Origin of the sequence: Paracoccus aeridis, assembly GCF_004923205.2 — a bacterium.
Taxonomy (GTDB): Bacteria; Pseudomonadota; Alphaproteobacteria; order Rhodobacterales; family Rhodobacteraceae; genus Paracoccus; species Paracoccus aeridis.
In genome coordinates this window covers 51,158-70,101 of sequence record NZ_SELD02000008.1, presented here as the reverse complement: position 1 = coordinate 70,101, position 18,944 = coordinate 51,158, and the positions used below count along the sequence as shown (strand labels likewise).

The 18,944-nt window shown below is 70.6% G+C and carries 21 protein-coding genes; 5 read left to right on the top strand and 16 right to left on the bottom strand.

What is annotated here, in order from left to right:
- Positions 1 to 277: 277 nt before the first annotated feature.
- From ELI80_RS16510 to ELI80_RS04620, 4 genes are all read right to left on the bottom strand, one after another.
- Positions 278 to 406 (bottom strand): hypothetical protein, encoded by a 129-nt coding sequence (locus ELI80_RS16510; protein WP_268939838.1) that lies wholly within the window; start codon positions 404 to 406, stop codon positions 278 to 280.
- 147 nt (positions 407 to 553) lie between these two features.
- Positions 554 to 973: an 8-oxo-dGTP diphosphatase MutT gene (gene mutT / locus ELI80_RS04630; RefSeq protein WP_136649859.1), complete on the bottom strand. Its 420-nt coding sequence runs from the start codon at positions 971 to 973 to the stop codon at positions 554 to 556.
- A 4-nt stretch (positions 974 to 977) separates the two neighbouring features.
- Complete coding sequence (gene argJ, locus ELI80_RS04625; RefSeq protein WP_236641325.1) at positions 978 to 2,402, bottom strand: bifunctional glutamate N-acetyltransferase/amino-acid acetyltransferase ArgJ; 1,425 nt, start codon at positions 2,400 to 2,402, stop codon at positions 978 to 980.
- A gap of 12 nt (positions 2,403 to 2,414) precedes the next feature.
- Positions 2,415 to 3,254: a peptidylprolyl isomerase gene (locus tag ELI80_RS04620; RefSeq protein WP_136649858.1), complete on the bottom strand. Its 840-nt coding sequence runs from the start codon at positions 3,252 to 3,254 to the stop codon at positions 2,415 to 2,417.
- Between the two features lie 226 nt (positions 3,255 to 3,480).
- Here ELI80_RS04620 and secA point away from each other — a divergent pair, with 226 nt between their 5' ends.
- On the top strand, positions 3,481 to 6,186 hold the full coding sequence (secA, locus tag ELI80_RS04615) for a preprotein translocase subunit SecA (RefSeq protein WP_136649857.1): 2,706 nt from the start codon (positions 3,481 to 3,483) through the stop codon (positions 6,184 to 6,186).
- Between the two features lie 155 nt (positions 6,187 to 6,341).
- Here the strand turns inward: secA and ELI80_RS04610 are convergent, their stop codons facing one another.
- From ELI80_RS04610 to ELI80_RS04565, 10 genes are all read right to left on the bottom strand, one after another.
- Positions 6,342 to 7,463, bottom strand: a complete 1,122-nt coding sequence (locus ELI80_RS04610; RefSeq protein ID WP_136649856.1) for a glycosyltransferase — start codon at positions 7,461 to 7,463, stop codon at positions 6,342 to 6,344.
- Positions 7,464 to 7,545: 82 nt separating this feature from the next.
- A complete protein-coding gene (locus ELI80_RS04605; protein ID WP_136649855.1) occupies positions 7,546 to 8,235 on the bottom strand; it encodes a hypothetical protein in 690 nt (229 codons plus the stop codon).
- A gap of 10 nt (positions 8,236 to 8,245) precedes the next feature.
- Positions 8,246 to 9,001: a flagellar basal body L-ring protein FlgH gene (flgH, locus tag ELI80_RS04600; protein WP_136649854.1), complete on the bottom strand. Its 756-nt coding sequence runs from the start codon at positions 8,999 to 9,001 to the stop codon at positions 8,246 to 8,248.
- Between the two features lie 11 nt (positions 9,002 to 9,012).
- Entirely contained in the window at positions 9,013 to 9,429 is a 417-nt protein-coding gene (gene flgA / locus ELI80_RS04595) for a flagellar basal body P-ring formation chaperone FlgA (protein WP_136649853.1), read from the bottom strand.
- Positions 9,429 to 10,214 carry a flagellar basal-body rod protein FlgG gene (flgG, locus tag ELI80_RS04590; protein ID WP_136649852.1) on the bottom strand — a complete coding sequence of 262 codons (786 nt, stop codon included), beginning with the start codon at positions 10,212 to 10,214 and terminating at the stop codon, positions 9,429 to 9,431. The genes flgA and flgG overlap by 1 nt, the downstream gene beginning before the upstream one ends.
- Before the next feature lie 36 nt (positions 10,215 to 10,250).
- Entirely contained in the window at positions 10,251 to 10,964 is a 714-nt protein-coding gene (locus ELI80_RS04585; RefSeq protein WP_136649851.1) for a flagellar hook-basal body complex protein, read from the bottom strand.
- Between the two features lies 1 nt (position 10,965).
- Positions 10,966 to 11,232 carry a flagellar biosynthetic protein FliQ gene (locus ELI80_RS04580; RefSeq protein ID WP_136649850.1) on the bottom strand — a complete coding sequence of 89 codons (267 nt, stop codon included), beginning with the start codon at positions 11,230 to 11,232 and terminating at the stop codon, positions 10,966 to 10,968.
- 5 nt (positions 11,233 to 11,237) lie between these two features.
- Positions 11,238 to 11,522 (bottom strand): flagellar hook-basal body complex protein FliE, encoded by a 285-nt coding sequence (gene fliE / locus ELI80_RS04575; protein WP_136649849.1) that lies wholly within the window; start codon positions 11,520 to 11,522, stop codon positions 11,238 to 11,240.
- 11 nt (positions 11,523 to 11,533) lie between these two features.
- Positions 11,534 to 11,923 carry a flagellar basal body rod protein FlgC gene (gene flgC / locus ELI80_RS04570; RefSeq protein WP_136649848.1) on the bottom strand — a complete coding sequence of 130 codons (390 nt, stop codon included), beginning with the start codon at positions 11,921 to 11,923 and terminating at the stop codon, positions 11,534 to 11,536.
- Between the two features lie 8 nt (positions 11,924 to 11,931).
- The gene (locus tag ELI80_RS04565) at positions 11,932 to 12,315 is read right to left on the bottom strand and encodes a FlgB family protein (protein WP_136649847.1); all 384 of its coding nucleotides are present in this window, start codon (positions 12,313 to 12,315) and stop codon (positions 11,932 to 11,934) included.
- Between the two features lie 93 nt (positions 12,316 to 12,408).
- Between ELI80_RS04565 and ELI80_RS04560 the strand changes: the two genes are divergently transcribed.
- The 4 genes from ELI80_RS04560 to ELI80_RS04545 all read left to right on the top strand — a co-directional run bounded on the left by ELI80_RS04560 (position 12,409) and on the right by ELI80_RS04545 (position 16,235).
- The gene (locus ELI80_RS04560) at positions 12,409 to 13,737 is read left to right on the top strand and encodes a FliI/YscN family ATPase (protein WP_136649846.1); all 1,329 of its coding nucleotides are present in this window, start codon (positions 12,409 to 12,411) and stop codon (positions 13,735 to 13,737) included.
- A gap of 129 nt (positions 13,738 to 13,866) precedes the next feature.
- Entirely contained in the window at positions 13,867 to 14,394 is a 528-nt protein-coding gene (locus ELI80_RS04555; protein WP_136649845.1) for a YsnF/AvaK domain-containing protein, read from the top strand.
- An 83-nt stretch (positions 14,395 to 14,477) separates the two neighbouring features.
- Entirely contained in the window at positions 14,478 to 15,371 is an 894-nt protein-coding gene (locus ELI80_RS04550) for a YsnF/AvaK domain-containing protein (RefSeq protein WP_236641324.1), read from the top strand.
- 135 nt (positions 15,372 to 15,506) lie between these two features.
- Complete coding sequence (locus ELI80_RS04545) at positions 15,507 to 16,235, top strand: Crp/Fnr family transcriptional regulator (protein WP_136649843.1); 729 nt, start codon at positions 15,507 to 15,509, stop codon at positions 16,233 to 16,235.
- Positions 16,236 to 16,260: 25 nt separating this feature from the next.
- Here the strand turns inward: ELI80_RS04545 and ELI80_RS04540 are convergent, their stop codons facing one another.
- Both ELI80_RS04540 and ELI80_RS04535 read right to left on the bottom strand, forming a co-directional pair.
- Positions 16,261 to 17,193, bottom strand: a complete 933-nt coding sequence (locus ELI80_RS04540) for an extensin-like domain-containing protein (RefSeq protein ID WP_236641323.1) — start codon at positions 17,191 to 17,193, stop codon at positions 16,261 to 16,263.
- Positions 17,194 to 18,786: a L,D-transpeptidase family protein gene (locus ELI80_RS04535; protein WP_136649842.1), complete on the bottom strand. Its 1,593-nt coding sequence runs from the start codon at positions 18,784 to 18,786 to the stop codon at positions 17,194 to 17,196. It abuts the gene before it with no gap.
- Between the last annotated feature and the right edge of the window lie 158 nt (positions 18,787 to 18,944).

Genomic DNA, 18,944 nt, shown 5'->3' with positions numbered 1-18,944 from the left:
CTGTCAAGCGGGCTCGGCAGGCAATCTGGCGGAAGCCGCGGGCAGAACGGCTGCGGCCTGGTTTGCGGGCATCGGGGCGAGGCGGGGCGGAGCAGGCGCGGGCCGCGCGGATGGGCGCGCCGCGGGCTGCACAAGGGCTTCGCGGTCGAGATCCGTCCCGCAAGCGGCGGGGCAGGGCGAATCTCCGACCGGGGGCCGCACGCTGTGAAACGCATGAAGGCCGGACAATTGTCCGGCCCCCACACTATGTCTTTCAGGCCCTGGCGCTTGCGCGCCTTCAGCGCTGGACGGGCTTGCCGAGGTAGGTCTGCTGGCCGACCCGCACGGCGATCCGGCCGTCGCCAAGATCGCTTTCAAACTGGCCCTGTACCGAAATGCAGCTGCCCACGGTTATGGTTCGAATCACGGCGGTCCTCCTCCTTCGTGTGACACCACTATGACGCGATATGATGAGGAACAAATTACTTTCTGGCGGGTTGGCCGACCTTCCTGTGAATTTTTCTCGCGGCCTTCGCACAAATGTTGCACGGGGGGCACAGCCCCCAACGCCGGCTCAAAGCCAGTCGCGCAGGATCGGGATCAGCGGCAGGTCCGCGGGCGGCATGGGGTACTCGGCCAGCCTGCGCGCCGGCACCCAGGCCAGCGCCTGCCCTTCGCGCCCCTGCGGCACCCCCGACCATCGCCGGCAGGCGAACAGCGGCATCAGCAGGTGGAAGTCATCATAGGCGTGGCTGGCGAACGTCAGGGGGGCGAGGCACGAGTTCCACGTCTCGATCCCCAGCTCCTCGTCCAGTTCGCGGATCAGCGCGGCCTCGGGCGTCTCGCCCGGATCGACCTTGCCGCCCGGAAACTCCCACAGCCCCGCCAGCTGCTTGCCCGCCGGGCGCTGCGCCAGAAGCACCCGCCCGTCGGCGTCGATCAGCGCGACGGCGGCGACGAGCAGCAGCCGCCGCGGAAAAGGCGCGTCCGCCATCGGGTCAGGACCGGTAGTCGGCGTTGATGTCGATGTAGCGGTGCGTCAGGTCGCAGGTCCACACCGTCCGCCGGAACCGCCCGAGCCCCAGGTCCACGCCGATCACCAGCCGATCCTGCTTCATGTAGGCGCTTGCCTCGGCTTCGTCGTAGGACGGCGAGCGCCAGCCCTTCTCCGCCAGCACCATGTCCCCGAACCGGATCGACAGCTTGTCGCGTTCGGCCTGCGCGCCGGATTTCCCGACCGCCGCCACCACGCGGCCCCAGTTCGCGTCCTCGCCCGCGATCGCCGTCTTGACCAGCGGCGAGTTCGCCACCGCCATCGCGACCTTGTGCGCGTCGTCCTGCGTCATCGCGCCCGTGACCTGCACCTCGACGAACTTGGTCGCGCCCTCGCCGTCCCGCACCACCTGCTGCGCGAGGTCCAGCATCACGCCGTGCAGCGCCGCCTGGAAGTCGCGGGCGGGCTTTTCGCGCATGTCGGTGATGGGCTTCGCGGCCGAGCGCCCCGTCGCCGCCAGGATCAGCGCGTCCGAGGTCGAGGTGTCGCTGTCCACCGTGATCGCGTTGAAGGTCGTGTCCAGCTGGTTCGACAGCATCCGCTGCAGAAGGTTCGCCGGGACGGCCGCGTCAGTGAAGATGTAGACGAGCATCGTCGCCATGTCGGGCGCGATCATGCCCGACCCCTTGGCGATGCCGGCGATGCGGATCATGCCGCCGTCGCCCTCGATCTCGGCCGAGGCGCCCTTGGGAAAGGTGTCGGTGGTCATGATCGCGCGCGCGGCCGCGGCGATGCCCTCGTCGTCGAGCGCCTTCGCGAGGTCGCCCACGATCCCGGCGATGCGGGCGGCGGGCAGCGGCTCGCCGATCACGCCGGTCGAGCTGGAGAAGACGCGCTTCGCGGGCACCTTCAGCGCCTCGGCCACGGCGGCGGTGACGGTGTCCACGGCATTCTGCCCCTGGGCGCCGGTGAAGGCATTGGCATTGCCCGAGTTCACGATGATCGCGGCCCCGGTGCTGCTGTCGGCGATACCCTTCAGCTTGGCCTGGCAGTCGAGGATCGAGGCGGCGCGGGTCGACGACTTCGTGAACGCGCCCGCGATGGCGGTGCCGGGCGCCAGCCGCACGAGCATCACGTCCGTGCGCCCCTGGTACTTCACCCCGGCGGCGCCGGCGGCGAACTCGACCCCGTCGATCACGGGAAGCTCGGGGAAGACGGCCGGGTCGAGCGGCGAGACGATGACCTGCTTGGCGGCGGGCGTCCCGTCGCCGCCCTTGCTGCCCGCCCGGTTCTTGTCGCCCGACTTGCCCTTCTTGCCTGACCCGCCCTTCTTGCCGCCAGCTGCGGCCGCGACCTTCGCGGCCTTCTCGGCAGCCTTCCGGGCGGCCTTCTCGGCCTTCTTGTCGGCTTTCTTCCCGTCCTTCGCCATCGCGTGCCCGCCTCAGTTCCCGGTGATGTCGGTCGAGCCGAGAAGCGCGGGGTCCAGCCCCTCGGTCTTCTCGACCTTGGCCGCGCCCGCCAGGCGGTCGATCTCGGCCGCCACGCGGTCGCGGCGGACCTGCGTCGCCAGCTGGTCGCGGACCTCGTCGAAGGCGGGGGCGGCCTGGGTGCGCTCGTCCAGCAGCTTGATGACGTGCCAGCCGAACTGCGACTGGACGGGGGCCGAAACCTGGCCCTTTTCCAGCGCGACGACGGCGTTGGCGAACGGCTCGACCATCATGTCGGGGGTGAACCAGCCGAGGTCGCCCTTGTTCGCCGACGAGTTGTCGGACGACTTTTCCTCGGCGACGGTGCCGAAGTCGGCGCCGCCTTCCAGCTCGGCCACGATCGCCTTGGCCTCGTCCTCGGTCGCGACGAGGATGTGGGCCGCGTTGTATTCGGTCTTGGGCGCGACGCTTGCGCCGAACGCCTTGTCGTAGGCGGCCTTCAGATCCGCCTCGGACGGCTCGGCCTCGGCCACGCGCTGCAGCGCGGCGGTCGACAGATAGCCGCGGCGTTCCAGTTCCAGGACGGCGGTGTCGCGCGGGGTCATGGCCTTCGCGCCTTCCTGCGCCACGGCGGTCTGGCGGACCATCTGGTCCAGCATCAGGTTCCACAGCGCGGCATCGTCCAGCCCGGCCTTCGACTGCTCGTCGAGCGAATCCTTCATCGCGACCATCTGTCCCAGCGTGATCGCCTCGCCGTTCACGGTGGCGACGACGGTCGCGGCGTCCTGCGCGCCGGCGGGGGCGACGATCATCGCGGTGGACAGGGCCAGCGCGGCAAGGAGCGGACGGATCATGGGTCTTCCTTTCAGGCACGGCCGCGGATCACGAGACGATCACGAAACCCGCGGGCGCACGGATGGCCGCCACGGGCGGCGGCGTTGACAGTGGGGCGGGGCGGGCCTACATCCGGCGCAACCGAAATCATGCGCGCCCGCCGCCGCTTTTTCCGGCCCTCTGATAGGGCAAGGCCATCGGTGCGGGCAAGTGGCAACACCTGCGCTTCCCCTCACGAAGGACAACATGCTCGGCATCGGCAATCTGGCGAAGAAGGTCTTTGGCACTCCCAACGACCGCAAGGTGAAATCGGTGCGCCCGCTGGTCGCGCAGGTCAACGCGCTCGAGCCCCGGTTCCAGGCCATGTTGGACGACGACCTGATCGGCAAGACGCGCGAGCTGCAGGGCCGCGCCCAGTCGGGCGAAAGCCTCGACCGGCTGCTGCCGGAAGCCTTCGCCAACTGCCGCGAGGGCGCGCGCCGGGCGCTCGGCCTGCGCGCCTTCGACACCCAGCTGATGGGCGGGATCTTCCTGCACGAAGGCAACATCGCCGAGATGAAGACGGGCGAGGGCAAGACGCTGGTCGCGACCTTCCCGGCCTATCTCAACGCGCTGGCGGGCAAGGGCGTCCACGTCGTCACCGTCAACGACTACCTCGCGAAACGCGACGCCGAATGGATGGGCAAGGTCTTCGCGCAGCTGGGCATGACCACCGGCGTCGTCTACCCGTTCCAGGACGAGGCGGAAAAGCGCGCGGCCTATCGCGCCGACGTGACCTACGCCACCAACAACGAACTGGGCTTCGACTACCTTCGCGACAACATGAAGGGCTCGATCGAGGAGATGAGCCAGCGCGGCCATTTCTTCGCGATCGTGGACGAGGTCGACTCGATCCTCATCGACGAGGCGCGGACGCCGCTCATCATCTCGGGCCCGAGCCAGGATCGCAGCGAACTTTACCGCGTGCTCGACGCCTTCATGCCGGAACTCGCGCCCGAGCATTACAAGGTCGACGAGAAGACCCGGAACGCGACCTTCACCGAGGAAGGCAACGAGTTCCTGGAACGCCGCCTGCAGGCGGCCGGCGTCCTGCCCCAGGGTCAGACCCTCTATGACCCGGAATCGACCACGATCGTGCACCACGCCAACCAGGGCCTGCGTGCGCACAAGCTGTTCCACCGGGACCAGAACTACATCGTCAAGGACGGCGAGGTGGTGCTGATCGACGAGTTCACCGGCCGGATGATGGCAGGGCGGCGGCTGTCGGACGGCCTTCACCAGGCGATCGAGGCCAAGGAGGGCGTCGAGATCCAGCCCGAGAACGTGACGCTCGCCAGCGTGACGTTCCAGAACTACTTCCGCCTGTACGAGAAGCTCGCCGGGATGACCGGGACGGCGGCGACCGAGGCGGACGAGTTCGCCGAGATCTACAAGCTGGGCGTGGTCGAGGTGCCGACCAACCGCCCGATCCAGCGGGTCGACGAACACGACCGCGTCTATCGCACCGCGGCCGAGAAATACGCCGCCGTGATCGAGGCGATCCGCGAGGCGCACGGCCGCGGGCAGCCGCTGCTGGTCGGCACGACCTCGATCGAGAAGTCGGAGATGCTGTCCGACATGCTCAAGCGCGAGGGGATCGCGCACAACGTCCTGAACGCGCGCCAGCACGAGCAGGAAGCCTATATCGTGGCCGAGGCCGGCAAGCCCGGCGCGGTCACCATCGCGACCAACATGGCCGGGCGCGGCACCGACATCCAGCTTGGCGGCAACGTCGAGATGAAGGTGATGCAGGCGCTGGCCGAGAACCCCGAGGCCAACCCCGACGAGCTGCGCGCCCGGATCGAGGCCGAGCACGCCGCCGACAAGCAGGCGGTCCTGAACGCGGGCGGGCTGTTCGTGCTGGCCACCGAACGCCACGAAAGCCGCCGGATCGACAACCAGCTGCGCGGCCGGTCGGGCCGTCAGGGCGACCCCGGCCGGTCACTGTTCTTCCTGAGCCTCGAAGACGACCTGATGCGGATCTTCGGGTCCGAGCGGCTGGACAAGGTGCTGTCGACGCTCGGGATGAAGGACGGCGAGGCGATCGTCCACCCGTGGGTGAACAAGTCGCTGGAGCGCGCGCAGGCCAAGGTCGAGGGGCGCAACTTCGACATCCGCAAGCAGCTCCTGAAGTTCGACGACGTGATGAACGACCAGCGCAAGGCGATCTTCTCGCAGCGCCGCGAGATCATGGAATCGGGCGACGTGGGCGACATCGCGGCCGACATGCGCGCCCAGGTCATCGACGACCTGATCGACGATCACATGCCCGCGCGCAGCTACCCCGAGCAATGGGACCTCGCCGGTCTCAAGGCGGCGCTGGCCGAGCGGCTGAACATGGACCTGCCGGTGATGGAGTGGGGCGCCGAGGAGGGGGTGGACCAGGACGCCATCCGGACCCGCATCGTCGAGGCGACCGACGCGTACATGGCCCGCAAGGCCGAGCAGTTCGGGGCCGAGAGCATGGCCCAGATCGAAAAGCAGGTGCTGCTGCAGCAGATCGACGCCAAGTGGCGCGAGCACCTCGTGACGCTCGAGCACCTGCGCTCGGTCGTGGGCTTCCGGGGCTACGCGCAGCGCGACCCGCTGTCGGAATACAAGACCGAGGCGTTCCAGCTGTTCGAGGGGCTGCTCGACGGGCTCCGCGGCGACGTGACGCAGAACCTCGCCCGGATCCGCCCGCTGACGGACGCCGAGCGCGAGGCGATGATGCGCCAGTACCAGGACCAGCGCGCGCAGGCGCAGGCGGACATGCGCCCCGAGCACGCCGACGCGGACGGCGGCGAGCCATCGGCCCGCGCCCCCGGCTTCGACGAGAGCGACCCGGCGACCTGGGGCAACCCGTCCCGCAACGACCCGTGCCCGTGCGGCTCGGGCGAGCGGTTCAAGAACTGCCACGGCCGTCTGGCCTGAGGGGAAGGGGCCGGGTTTTCCCGGCCCCGCTCCGCGCGGAGCGGCCAGCCTGCGACGGCAGCGGGAAGGCAGCAGGAAGACGGTTTGAAACAGACCTCTCCCCTTCGCCCGTTCCGGCTTTGCCGCGTCGGCCGGAATCATGTGGCGCGGTGGCTTTACACCTGACGCGGACCGATCGGTCGCAGCCGCCCCGCCGCGGCTGCCGCCAGCAGCGCCGCCGTTCCCGCCTTGGTCTGTCGGTACATTCCCAACCGCGCCAGCCGCGTCGCCGCGATGGGGCCCGGCGCGCGCAGCGCCGCCTCGAACCCGTCGAGTGCCGCAAGGTTGGCGTCCGTCAGCAGGTGCCGCGCCCCCTGCAGGGCGGTCACGTTGTCGCGCACCCAGCCGCCGAAATCGCCCGCCCCCAGCATCGCCACGCGCCTGAGCCGCGCCCGCAGGGTGTCGTTGCGCCCCATGACGTTGCCGCGGTGCTGGCGGTAGAGCACCGTCGGCTCGGGGTCGCGGATGAGCCGCGCCCCGGCGCCGGCGAGAAGCTGGTAGGCCCACCAGTCATGCGAGACGACGCCGGCCCGGGCGGCCGCCGCCGCGCCCTGCTGCAGCAGCGCCGCGGCCGCCGGGTTGGCGAGAAAGGTGTTGCCCGGCATGCAGGCCTGCACCAGGGCGTTGCGAAACGACGGGGGCCGCCGGAACAGCGGCGCAGGCGTCAGGGGGCGAAGGTCGTCGTCGCAGATGATCGTCCGCGACGAGGTCGCGGCGGGACCGGCATTGACGCGTTCCCCCCCGTCCCCCGCGCCGGGCCCGTCCTCGTTCTCGCCTGCACCGGCCGGACACCCTCCGATCACCTGCATCCCCCGCGACAGGCGATGCGGCAGCCATGCGTCGTCCTGGTCGCAGAACGCCAGCCATTCGCCCGGGCGCACCTGCGCGATGAGCGACAGGAAGTTCTGCGTGGCCCCCCGCCTCGGTCCCTCGATCAGTTCGATGCAGCGCCCCGGATGAGCCTTCGCGAAGTCCCGCACCACGTCGCGGGTCGCGTCGGTCGAGCCGTCGTCCGACACGACGAGCCGCCACGCCGGCCAGTCCTGCGCCGCGATGCTGTCGAGCTGCCGCGGCAGGTAGCGCGCCCCGTTGAACGAGGCGAGCAGGATGGCGACCGTCGCAGCTGCCGGCCCGTCCTCGCCCCGGCCGAGGCCGGCCGCGGTGACGGCGGTCGACGCCGCCGGCCGGTGCGGGGCGCAGCGGCGGTCTTGGGCGGGATCGGTCGAACCTCTGTCCATGACGCCCCGCTACCCAATGGCCGGGCAACATGCCAGCGGCGGATCGCGTCATCCCCGCCGTGCCGGGCTGCCGACCCGCCGCCTAGCGCGCGTCCTGCCGCGCGATGTCGCCGATCAGCACGGCCCCGACCTCGGGGATCGTCGCCTGCGCCGTCTTCACGAGGTCGGCCCGCAGCGTCCGCAGCTGCGGCTCGGCGGTGAAGTTGCCGTCGAAGCCGCCGGTGTTGGCGTGGATCAGCAGCTGCCGCAGCATCGCGTCGCGGAGCTTGATCTCGTGAGCATAGGCCGTCTCGGCGGCAGCCGCGGGAATCTCGAGCGACAGGCTCAGCACCATCGTCGACTCGAGGCGGCCGTTCCTCATCACCGGCACGAAGAACTGCTGCGGGAACTGGAACCAGGTCGTGTCGCCGGTCGCAGCCGACCCGCCCCCATGCGACCCGCCGCCGTGCGACGCCCCGTCATGCGACCCGCCGCCATCCGACGCGCCGTGCCCCGATGCCTTGCCGCCGTGGCCACCCTCTGCCCCGGCGGGTTCGGCCCCGCCGTCCTCAGGGGTTTCCGCGGCGGTCCCATGCGCGTTGGCCGCCGCCTCGTCCTTTCCGCCACCGCCAGCTTCTGCCGCTCCCGGTCCATGCCCCCCCGGCCCTTCGGCCGTGGCATGCGCGCCGGCCGAGGCGCCGGCGTCATCGTCACCCTTCAGGAAGTCGCCGGCGCCCGCGCCGACGAGGAAGGCGACCACGGGAAGCGCCAGGCCCATCACCTTGCGGATCATCGCCGCGCCCTCAGTAGGGCAGCGCGATGTCGGCCAGCTGCTGGCCGTAGCGCGGCTGCTGGACGTCGCTGATCTGGCCGCGCCCGCCATAGGAGATGCGCGCGCCCGCGATCCGGTCGTAGGCGATCTCGTTCCGGCGGTCGACGTCCGAGGGGCGGACGAAGCCGCTCACGGTCAGTTCACGCATCTCGTAGTTCACCCGCACCTCCTGCGTGCCCTGGATGCGCAGGATGCCGTTCGGCAGCGTGTCCACGATGGTCGCGGCGACCCGCAGCGTCAGCTTGTCACGGCGCGAGATCGAGCCGCTGCCCTTGTAGGACGACGACGACTTCGCCTCGGCCAGCTCCTCCATGCTGGCGCCTTCGGGCAGGATCTCGTCGATCCGCTGCGGCAGGCCGGCGAGCGAGGGGATGGAGACCTTCTCGCCCGCCGCGCGCTGGCGGCCGCTCGAGTTCGACATCTCGGCGCGGTCGTCGATCTCGATCACCACGGTCAGGATGTCGCCCCGGGTCGAGGCGCGGCGGTCGCCCACCAGCGACATGGGCTGGTTGGTCCAGAGCGAGGCCGAGGCGTCGGGCCGGACCGGCTGGTCGGGGAAGATGATCTGCGGTTCGGTCATCGCCTGGAATTCCTCGGTCGCGCGCGGCTCGGACATGCGCGGCGGCTGGCCGACATTGGCGACGCGGGCGCAGCCCGACAGGGCCGCCGCGGCGCAGAGGATCAGGACCGGCAGCCGGGCGGCGGCGCGGGTACGGGGACAGGGCATGGCAGTTTCCTTCAGTTCGGGCGTTCGGCGACGGACAGGGTTCCGTCCGCGTTGACGCGCGCGTTGAGCGTGGCGCGCGAGGACAGGTTCATGACCCGGATCACCTCGCCCTCGCCCCCGGCGCCGAGGGCGCGGCCCTCGGTCTCGATCGACAGGCCCGCGCGCTCGTAGCGCAGGGTGACGACCTGGTTGCGGGAGACGAGGGTCGGGGGCGCGAGCTGCCCCGCGCCGATGGGTCGGCCGGCATAGACGGCGACGCGGGTCTGCTGGCCCACGGCGAGCGCCGGGTCGATCCCGGTCGCGGCAGGGTCCAGCGCGATGTCGGCGGCCGACAGGACCGTGCCCGCGGGAAGGTTCCGGCCGGCGATGGTGCCGCCCGCCTGGACGGCGAGAGGCGCGAGGGACAGCAGGATCGCAAGACGCAGCATCAGCGCACCTGCACCGTTGCGCCCATCATCTGGTCGGCGGCGGTGATGACCTTGGCGTTCAGCTCGTAGCCGCGCTGCGCCTTGATGAGCTCGGAGATCTCGCGCACCGGGTCCACCGCGCTGTCCTCCAGGTAGCCCTGCCGCAGCGTGCCGAGGCCCTGTTCGCCCGGCAGCCCGATCGTGGGGGCGCCCGAGGCGGTCGTTTCGACGAAGAGGTTCGACCCCGTCGCCTCCAGCCCCTTCTCGTTGACGAAGCCGGCGAGGGTGATCTGGCCGAGGTTCTCCGGCTCGACCCGGCCGTCGAAGAAGGCGTTGACCTCGCCCGTGGCGCTGATCGAGATGCTGCGCGCCTCGGCCGGGATGGTGATGCCGGGGGCGAGCGGGAAGCCGTCCGAGGTCACGATCTGCCCGTCGGCCGAGCGTTTCAGCGCGCCGTCGCGGGTGTAGGCCGACCCGCCCGAGGGCAGCGTCACCTCCAGGTAGCCCGGCCCGTCCATCGCGATGTCGAGATCGCCCCCGGTCTGCGCGAGCGAGCCCTGCGCGAGCGTGATCGTGACCGAGGTCGGGCGCACGCCCAAGCCGAGCTGGACGCCGGCCGGGACCATCGTCCCCTCGGCGCCCGTGATCGTGCCGGGGCGGGTGGCCTGCTGGTAGGCGAGGTCCGCGAATTCCGCGCGGCGGGCGTTGTAGCCGGTGGTCGACATGTTGGCGAGGTTGTTCGAGATCACCTCGACCCGCGTCTGTTGCGCGCTCATGCCGGTGGCGGCGATGTGAAGGGCCTTCATCCTGTCACCTTTCGGGTTGATCGGGGGCGTTCGGGGTCATCGCGTCAGCGAGGAGATGGCGGCGCGGATGCGCTGGTCCTCGGCGTCGAGGAAGGACTGGCCGAGTTCGTAGGCGCGCTGGACCTCGACCATGCGGGCGATTTCCAGCATCGGATCGACGTTCGATCCTTCAAGGAAGCCCTGGCGCAGCTTCGCTTCGGGCAGGGGCCGGGCGCCGTCCGCGCCGAACAGCGTGCCGCCGTAGTGGCGCATGTCCCGGGCGGCGCCGGGGGCGAAGATGCCGACCCGGCCCACCGGCTCGCCGTCCGCCGCGACCGTGCCGTCGGGCGCGACCGAGACGGCGCGCGCGCCGGGCGGGATCGCGATCGGCGCCTGGCCGTCGTCGAGCAGGGGATGGCCGTCGCCGTTCACGACCTGCCCGTCGGCCGAGGGCATGAAGGCCCCGGCGCGGGTCAGCCGGTTTCCCTGCGGCGTCGCCACCATGAAGAAGCCCTCGCCCTCGAGCCCGAGGTCCCAGGTTCCGCCGGTCCCGGCCAGCGAGCCGGGGCGCAGGTCCACGTCGCGGCCGCGCGCGTTCGCCATCGACAGCGTCGCGCCCTGCCGGTCGAGCGGGGTCATGTGCTCGGAAAACACCACCCCCTCGCGCCGGAAGCCGGTGGTGTCGGCGTTGGCGACGTTGTTGGCGACCGCGCGCAGTTCGCGCATGAGGCCGGACTGCCGGGTCAGCGTGGCGTAGATCGCGTTGTCCATCTCAGCCGCCCCCGACCAGCGGCAGGATCTGGTCGGTGAAGAACCCCGACAGCAGCGTCGTCATGAAGCTCATCGTGACCCAGAAGACGGCGAGCATCAGGCCGACCTTGGGCACGAAGGTCAGCGTCATCTCCTGCACCGAGGTCAGCGCCTGGAACAGGCCGATCACCACCCCCGCGACCAGCGCCACCGTCAGCAGCGGGGCCGACATCTGCACCGAAATCCACAGCGCCTGCCGCATCATGTCGAAGATCTGCGTTTCGTCCATGATCGTCAGACCGGCATCCGCAGGATGTCCTGGTAGGCCTCGACCACCTTGTCGCGGATGGCCACCGCCGTCTCGAGCGCCAGCTGCGCCTCGGCGATGGACTGGACCAGCTGGTGGGTGTCCGTGGCCCCCGTCATCGCGCCCTCCGCGGCGATGTCGGTCTGCGCCATGACCTGGGTGAAGTCGGCGGCGGCCCCCGACAAGGCCTGGCCCAGGCCGGTGCCGGGCGTCGCGGAGGGTGCCACGGCGGGGCGGGCGGCGGTGTAGGCGGAAACGGCGTTCTGGATCATGGCAACGCTCCTCAGCGGCGGATCAGGTCAAGAAGGGCGGACGACATCTGGCGCGACTGCTCGAACACCTTGAGGTTGGCCTCGTAGCTGCGGCTCGCCTCGCGCGAATCGGCGATCTCGACCACGAGGTCCACGTTCGAGCCGAGGTAGTAGCCGTCCTCGCCCGCCATCGGGTTGCCCGGATCGTAGATCTCGGGCAGGGCGGCGCGGTCGTGCTGGCTGCGGCCGGCGGCCACGGCGCCGGTGTCGCGGCCGTGGGCGCGCTGGGGCTCGAACTCGACCAGCTTGCGGCGGTAGCCGGGCGTGTCGGCGTTGGCGATGTTTTCCGAGATGTGGCGCAGGCGCACGGACTGCGCCTTCATCCCAGACGCGGCGATGGCGGTGGCGGTCAGTTCGGCCATGACCTGCCTCAGCGCCGGCCGAGGCTGGTGCGCAACAGCGACAGCCCGGACTGGTAGACGGAGAGCGAGAGGTCGAACTGGCGTTTGGCGTCGGCCTGGCGGACGAGCTCGTCCTCGATCGAGACGGTGTTGCCGTTGGGCGAGGGCTCGCCGCCCGCGTCGACCAGCGCGCGGCCCGCGCCGACGTCCGAACCCGACGCAAGGTGCAGGGGCCGGGTGGCGCGCATCGCCGCGCCGGGCGCGGTGTAGCTTTCGGTGAAGTCGCGAAGGTCCTTCGCCCGGTATCCGGGCGTGTCGGCGTTCGCCACGTTGCGGGCGACGGACGCCTGGCGCGCGGCGGCATGGGCGCTCATCTGGCCCGCCATCCGCATGATCCCGATTCTGTCCAGCAAGGGCTTCTCCTCTTGTCCGATAAACCGGGTCTTAACCGCGGATGGTTTACAAACGGTTGAGAGACGCAGGATTCACGAACCAGAGGACAGATCATGGACGCAGCCGAAGCCGTCGCCGCCCGCATCCGCCGCCTGCGTGTGGCGCGCGTCTTCGGGCAGGTCAGCGCGATCCGGGCGGGCATCGTGGTCGTGACCGGGCTCGGCCGCCACGCCTCGATCGGCGACCGGGTGAGCATGGGGGACGGGGCCCTGGGCGGCGAAATCGTGGGGCTGGGATCCGATCACGCCGAGGTGCTGCCCGAGGGCGCGGCGGACGGGTTGTCGGTGGGCGCCGCGGCGGAGCTTCTGTTCGCGCCCGCGATCGCGCCGTCAGATGCGTGGGTCGGGCGCATCGTCGATCCGTTCGGGCGGCCCCTCGATGGCCGCCCGCTGCCGCCGGGCCGGGTCGAGCGGGCGTTCCAGACCCCGCCACCCCCTGCCGCCCGGCGCAACCGGCTGGGCCGTCGCCTGTCGACCGGCCTCGCCGTCTTCGACACGCTGCTGCCGCTTGTCCGGGGGCAGAGGATCGGGCTGTTCGCCGGGTCGGGCGTGGGCAAGTCGACGCTCCTGTCGGCCCTCGCGCGCGGGGTGGAGGCGGACGTGGTCGTCATCGCCATGGTCGGCGAGCGCGGCCGCGAGCTGCGCGAGTTCGTGGAAACCACGCTCGGCCCCCAGGGGATGGCGCGCGCGGTCGTGGTCGCCGCGACCTCGGACCAGCCGCCGCTGATCCGCCGCCGCTGCGCCTGGGCGGCGATGGCGGTGGCCGAGCATTTCCGCGACCAGGGCCGCCACGTCCTGTTCCTGGCCGATTCGATCACCCGCTTTGCCGAGGCGCACCGGGAAATCGCGCTCGCCGCGGGCGAGGCGCCGAGCTATCGCGGTTTCCCGCCCTCGACCTCGCAGATGATCATGGCCCTGGCCGAGCGGTCGGGACCGGGACCGGAGAGGTCGGGCGACATCACCGCGATCTTCAGCGTGCTGGTCGCGGGGTCGGACATGGAGGAGCCGGTCGCCGACATCCTGCGCGGCGTCCTGGACGGGCACGTCGTCCTGGACCGCAAGATCGCCGAACGCGGCAGGTTTCCCGCGGTGGACGTGCTGCGGTCGGTGTCGCGATCGCTGCCGCACGCCGCCACCCCGGCCGAGAACGCGCTGATCGGCCGCGCCCGCGCGGCGCTGGGAGCCTATGCGGAATCCGAGCTGATGATCCGCGCGGGTCTTTACGCGCAGGGAACCGACGCGGCCTTGGACGAGGCGGTTCGGCTCTATCCCGCCCTCGATGCCTTCGTCGCGCGGACGGCGGCGGGCACCGACGACAGCTTCCGCCTTCTCGCGCAGGCGCTGGAGGGCGGCCGGCGTCCCCCGCCCGCGACCCGAAGCTGATGCGCTGGGGGCAGTCACGCGCGACCCTTCGGACGGGCGGAACTTTCACCCGCTCAAGGGGTTGGGAAGCGCACACCGGGACCAGCGCCCGGTACGTTGACGATCACAGTTTTACCCAAAGGGGTGGCCATGTCCGATCTTACCCGCGATCCACGTCAAGGCGTAGCGGACACGGCCACTCCTACGGGGCTGGACAGCCCGGCAAGGATCCACGACCGCGCCGATCTGGAAGGCTCCCGCCAGACGCTGGAGCTGGCCGAGGAGTTCGCGAGCGTCGAGATCGTTCGCGAGGAGCTTGGCCTCGTCCGGGTGCGGACGGTGACGGATTCCATCGACGACGTCGTTTCCGCGACCGTGCGGGGCGAAATGGTCGAGGTGACCCGCCACCCGGTGGATCGCGAGGTCGACACCGCCCCCGAACCCCGGACGGAAGGCGACGTGACCATCATCCCCGTCGTCGAGGAACGCGCGGTCGTCGTGACCCGCCTCTTCGTCACCGAGGAGATCCATGTCCGGCGCAAGGTCACGGAAGAACCGACCGAACTGCCGGTCAGCCTGCGCCGCCAGCGGGTCGTCGTCGAACGCGTCGACGCCGAAGGGCGCGTGCTGCCTGACCGGGACGGCGCGGCTGGCACGAACCCTGGTTTTCCTGCTTAGGACCCCCGGTTTCCGGAACCCGGTAGACTGCACTCGTCAGCAACCTCTCCATCAACTTCACCTTGAGCGATAGGATTTTCACGATGGCCATGGAACAGAACTATCAAGCCGGCTCGGCGCGCAGCCTCTCTGCCATGTTCGACACCCGCGACGACGCCGACCGCGCCGTGACGCGGCTGAAGGAAGCCGGGATCGCGGACGTCGTCCTGACCGGCGAGGAGAACGGCGGTTACTCGGTCGAGACGGCGCCCAGCGTCTCGGATCGTGACCGCGGCTTCTTCGAATCGATCGGCGACTTCTTCTTCCCCGAGGAAGACCGCTACGCCTATGCCGAGGGCCTGAACCGCGGCGGCTACCTAGTCACCGTGTCGAACGTGCCCGAAAACATGTACGACCGCGCGCTCGACATCCTCGACGATGAAGGCGCTGTCGACCTTGACGCCCGCGAAAGCGAATGGCGCAGCCAGGGCTGGACCGGCTACACCGGCGCGACGGGTGCGGCGACGGGCGCCGCTGCGGGTGCCGCGACCGGGGCCGACTACGCCGACCGTGGCGTCGATCGCGACCTGACCGGCAACGAGAAGATCGACATCGTCGAAGAGCGGCTGAACGTCGCCAAGCGTGAAACCGATGCCGGCCGCGTCCGCGTCCGCTCCTACGTCCGCGAGATCCCGGTCGAGGAAGAAGTCCAGCTCCGCAGCGAGACGGTGCAGGTCGAGCGTCGTCCCGTCGACCGCCCCGCCGACGCCTCGGCGTTCCAGGAGCGTACGATCGAGGCCCGCGAGTACCGCGAGACCCCGGTCGTCCACAAGGACGCCCGCGTGGTCGAGGAAGTCGACCTGAGCAAGAACGTGGAAAGCCACACCGAAACCGTCCGCGACACCGTCCGCAAGACGGAAGTGGAGATCGAGGACGAACGGACGGCAGACCGCACCGTCGATCGCGGCATCACGGACCGCGACGACACCTTCCGCTAAGCCGGGCGTCCAGTTCGGGACCAATCGGGCAGCCCCTTCAGGGGCTGCCCTTTTGCGCGGTGCACAGGCTTGTGCCGGGCGCGTGCCTGCGACATCTTGACCGCGCTTTTCCGCGCAGCTTGCCCCCGGACAGACATGGCCATCAGCGACTACTTCACACGCTTCCTGCAGCTGCGCGACGAATTGTCCGCACGCGACCTGGAGCTTCTGCGCGAGATTCCGACCACCGTGCGAACCTACGATTCGGGCGAGGAGGTCGTGTCTGTCGGCGCGCATACGCGCAGTTGCCTGATGGTCCGCGGCTTGACCGGACGCGTTAACAGGATCGTCGGCAAGGCCGATGCGCGCGCCATCACGGCGCTGCACGTGCCCGGTGACTTCGTCGACCTGCACGCCTTCGTCCTGAAGAAGCTGAACCACTCGGTCGTGGCCTTCGGCCAGGTAGAGGTCGAGTTCGTCGAGCATGCCGATCTCGTGCGGATGACCGAAAGCTTCCCGCACCTGACACGCCTGTTCTGGATGACCACGGCCATCGACGCGGCAATCCATCGCCAGTGGCTGTTCGCCAGCTCGGTCCTGCGGTCGAGCGCGCATCTCGCGCACCTGCTGTGCGAAATGTACCTCCGAATGGAGATGGTGGGCGTCGCCCGCGACTACACCATGACGCTGCCGCTTCTGCAGCGCGAGCTGGCCGACATCCTCGGGTATTCGCCGATCCACATCAACCGCGCGGTCCGCGACCTGCGGGACCGCAAGCTGGTCCGCTGGCAGGCGGCCGAGGTCGAGATCCTGTCGTGGCACGGGCTGACTCAACTCGCCCGGTTCGATCCGACCTATATCGAGGTCGAGCGGCGGCCCCGCTGACCGTTCCGGCCAACCTTGCGATCGATCACTGGCACAGGCGATAGCCGCTGCCGCGCGCCTTGATGTCGAGGTGCAGGTGGTCGGAATGCGCGTCGTTCGATCCCGGGCCCAGCACCGTCGTGAAATCCATGCAGGCGCTGCTGCGGACCGCCGCCTGGAAAGATTCGAGCAGGTCGCCGCTGTCCTCGCGCGGCGCGACGACGATCTCGGTCCCGTCGTCGAACCGGAACGATGCAATGTCGATCGCGTTGCCGAGCGCGTGTTCCGACAGGCGCGACGTGCTGGCCCCGCCCACGACCGGGCGGCAGAAATACGTCGTGCCCAGCGTCATGCCCGCAAGCCGCGGCGCGTTGGGCAGGCGCGAGGTGGCCGGCAGCACGAAGTCGCGGGTCCAGTGGGCGAGGGCGCGGGCGGTATCGCACCGCATGTCGGCGCCGCCTTCCAGTTCCACCCCTGGCAGGATTTGCGTGACCCTCAGCGGCCGCGCGATGCCGCAGTCGCGGTCCTGCGGGTCGGTGATCGGGTCCGCGTCCTCGTAGGTGGCGCCAAGCACCGTCAGTTCCAGCTTGCAGGCGGCAAGGTCAAAGTCGCTTTCGCGCAGCAGTTCGGGGGCGGGCGGGCCGGCGGGGGCCAGCGGCTCGATCGGGGGCATCTCCTCGGGCGGGATCAGCCGGCCGTGCGTGGCGGGCTGATCGGTCGCGGGCGGAGGAGATTCCGGCGGATCGGCTTCGGGCGGGATGAGGCTGCCTTGCGGCTGCGGCTGGGGCGCGGGCGCGTCGGGCCGCTCGGCCGGACGGTCTTCCGGCCCCACTTCCGCTGGTCCCCCCTCCGCCGGCCCAACGCCAGCCAGTGCCGCGCTTTCCGGCCGCTCGGGCGGCGGAGCCTGCGCCTGGGACAAGCCCGCCGAAAGCGGCAGCGCGCACAGCGCCCCGACCGCCAGAAGGCGCGCGGGGGTCACTCAGCGATCCGACATGGACGGCGGCAGGGTCAGGCCACCGGCGTCGGCGGGCGGCACGGCCTGCGGCGCTTGCGGAACGGCGACGGGGGTGGCGAAAGGATCGATCACGAGCTGACCCGGCGCCATCTGCGGAACCTGCGTCGCGGGCTGGGGCGCCGCCGGAGCCGGCGCACTTGCCTGCGGCACCTGCACACCCGCCTGCGGCACCTGCACACCCGCCTGCGGCGCACCGACCGGCGGCAGCTCGAACGGGACCGCCTGGCCGGACGCGACGTTGCCGGGCAGGGGCATCGGCTCGGTCCCGGCCGCCTGCTGCGGCATGTCGGCGGGCAGCGGAGCCGTTTCGGCGGCGGCCATGTCGGGCAGCGGCGTGCTGGCCGTCGCCGCGCCCCGCAGCGGATTGACGCCGGGGCGCTGCGATTCCACCAGCGTCACCGGCGCGGCGGCGGCGCCGATCGCCTGCGCCACGGCCGCGTCCAGCGCGCCCGCGCCGGGCAGCGCAAGGTCGCCCGCCGTGCGCGCCACCGACGGGACCGGTGGGCGGCTGCCGGCCATCGTCGCGTTCGCGCCCGCCGCGTCCGCGATGGTGACGCCGGGCGCCAGGAACTCGACCTCGGTGCTGCCGGGCTGGACCATGTGCGCAAGCTCGCGCGCATCCCAGTTGGTCAGGCGCACGCAGCCATGCGACTGCTGCACGAACAGTCGCGACGGCGTCGGCGTGCCGTGCAACCCGTAGGTCGGCTCGCTGAGGTCGATCCACACGTTGCCGACCGGCGCGTTGGGACCGGGCGGCACGACCAGCACCTTGTCGTTGTCGCCCTGCTTGAAGTTCTTGGACGGATCGTAGGTGTAGGTCGGGTCCAGCGCGACCGCCGTGACCTTGTGGACGCCGTGCGGAGACGGCGTCTCGCCCGACCCGACGGTCGCGGGATAGTCCGCGACCATGCGCCCGTTCGCGTCATAGGCCGCGACCCGGCTCGTCTGCTTGTCCACGATGATCCGTGCGACCTTGGCCTTGATCGGCTTGGCGGGGACCGTGACGCGGATCGTTTCGCCGGGCACGAACGCCGCGCCGGGGTTCAGCTGCGCGAGGAACTTGTCGTCCATGTGGAACCGCTCGCCCAGCTTCTCGACCACCGAGGTATAGCCCTGCGAGGTCATGGCGGCCTTTTCGGCGTAATCAGCGGGGATGCTGTCCACCAGCCCCTCGGCGTCCGCGTCGACGATGGTGTAGTCCATCGTCACGGGCGCGGCGGCATAGGCGTGGAGAAGGTTCCAGATCTCCGCGTCCATGATCCCGTCCTGCGGCAGGCCGTGCCCGCGCTCGAACGCGAGGATCGCGCTTTGGCTCATGCCCCCCTTGAAGCCGTCCACGACGCCCGGCGACACCCCCGACCTGTCCAGCAGGATCTGCACCCGCGCCGTCAGCGCCGACTGCCCGGCGGGCAGGTCGCCGCCAGTGTATTCCGCCATCTCGATGTCCTGCGAGGTCATCGCCACCCGCGCCGTCTGCGCGGCAGCGGGAAGCGCGGTTGTCAGCAGCAGGCAGGCAGCGAGGGAGGATCGGAGGATGGTGGGGCGGGGCAGGGGCATGTGACCTCCGGACGGGGTTCTTGTTGGCTCCTTTTGCTTGTCGGCGGGAACGGGGGCGCGGGCAAGGCCGCCGCGGGGCGGAGGCGGTCAAGAATGCTTGAATCGAGGGCGCGCGCCGCAACGTGGCCGGGCGCGCCCCCTTGCGGCGGCGGGGCGGA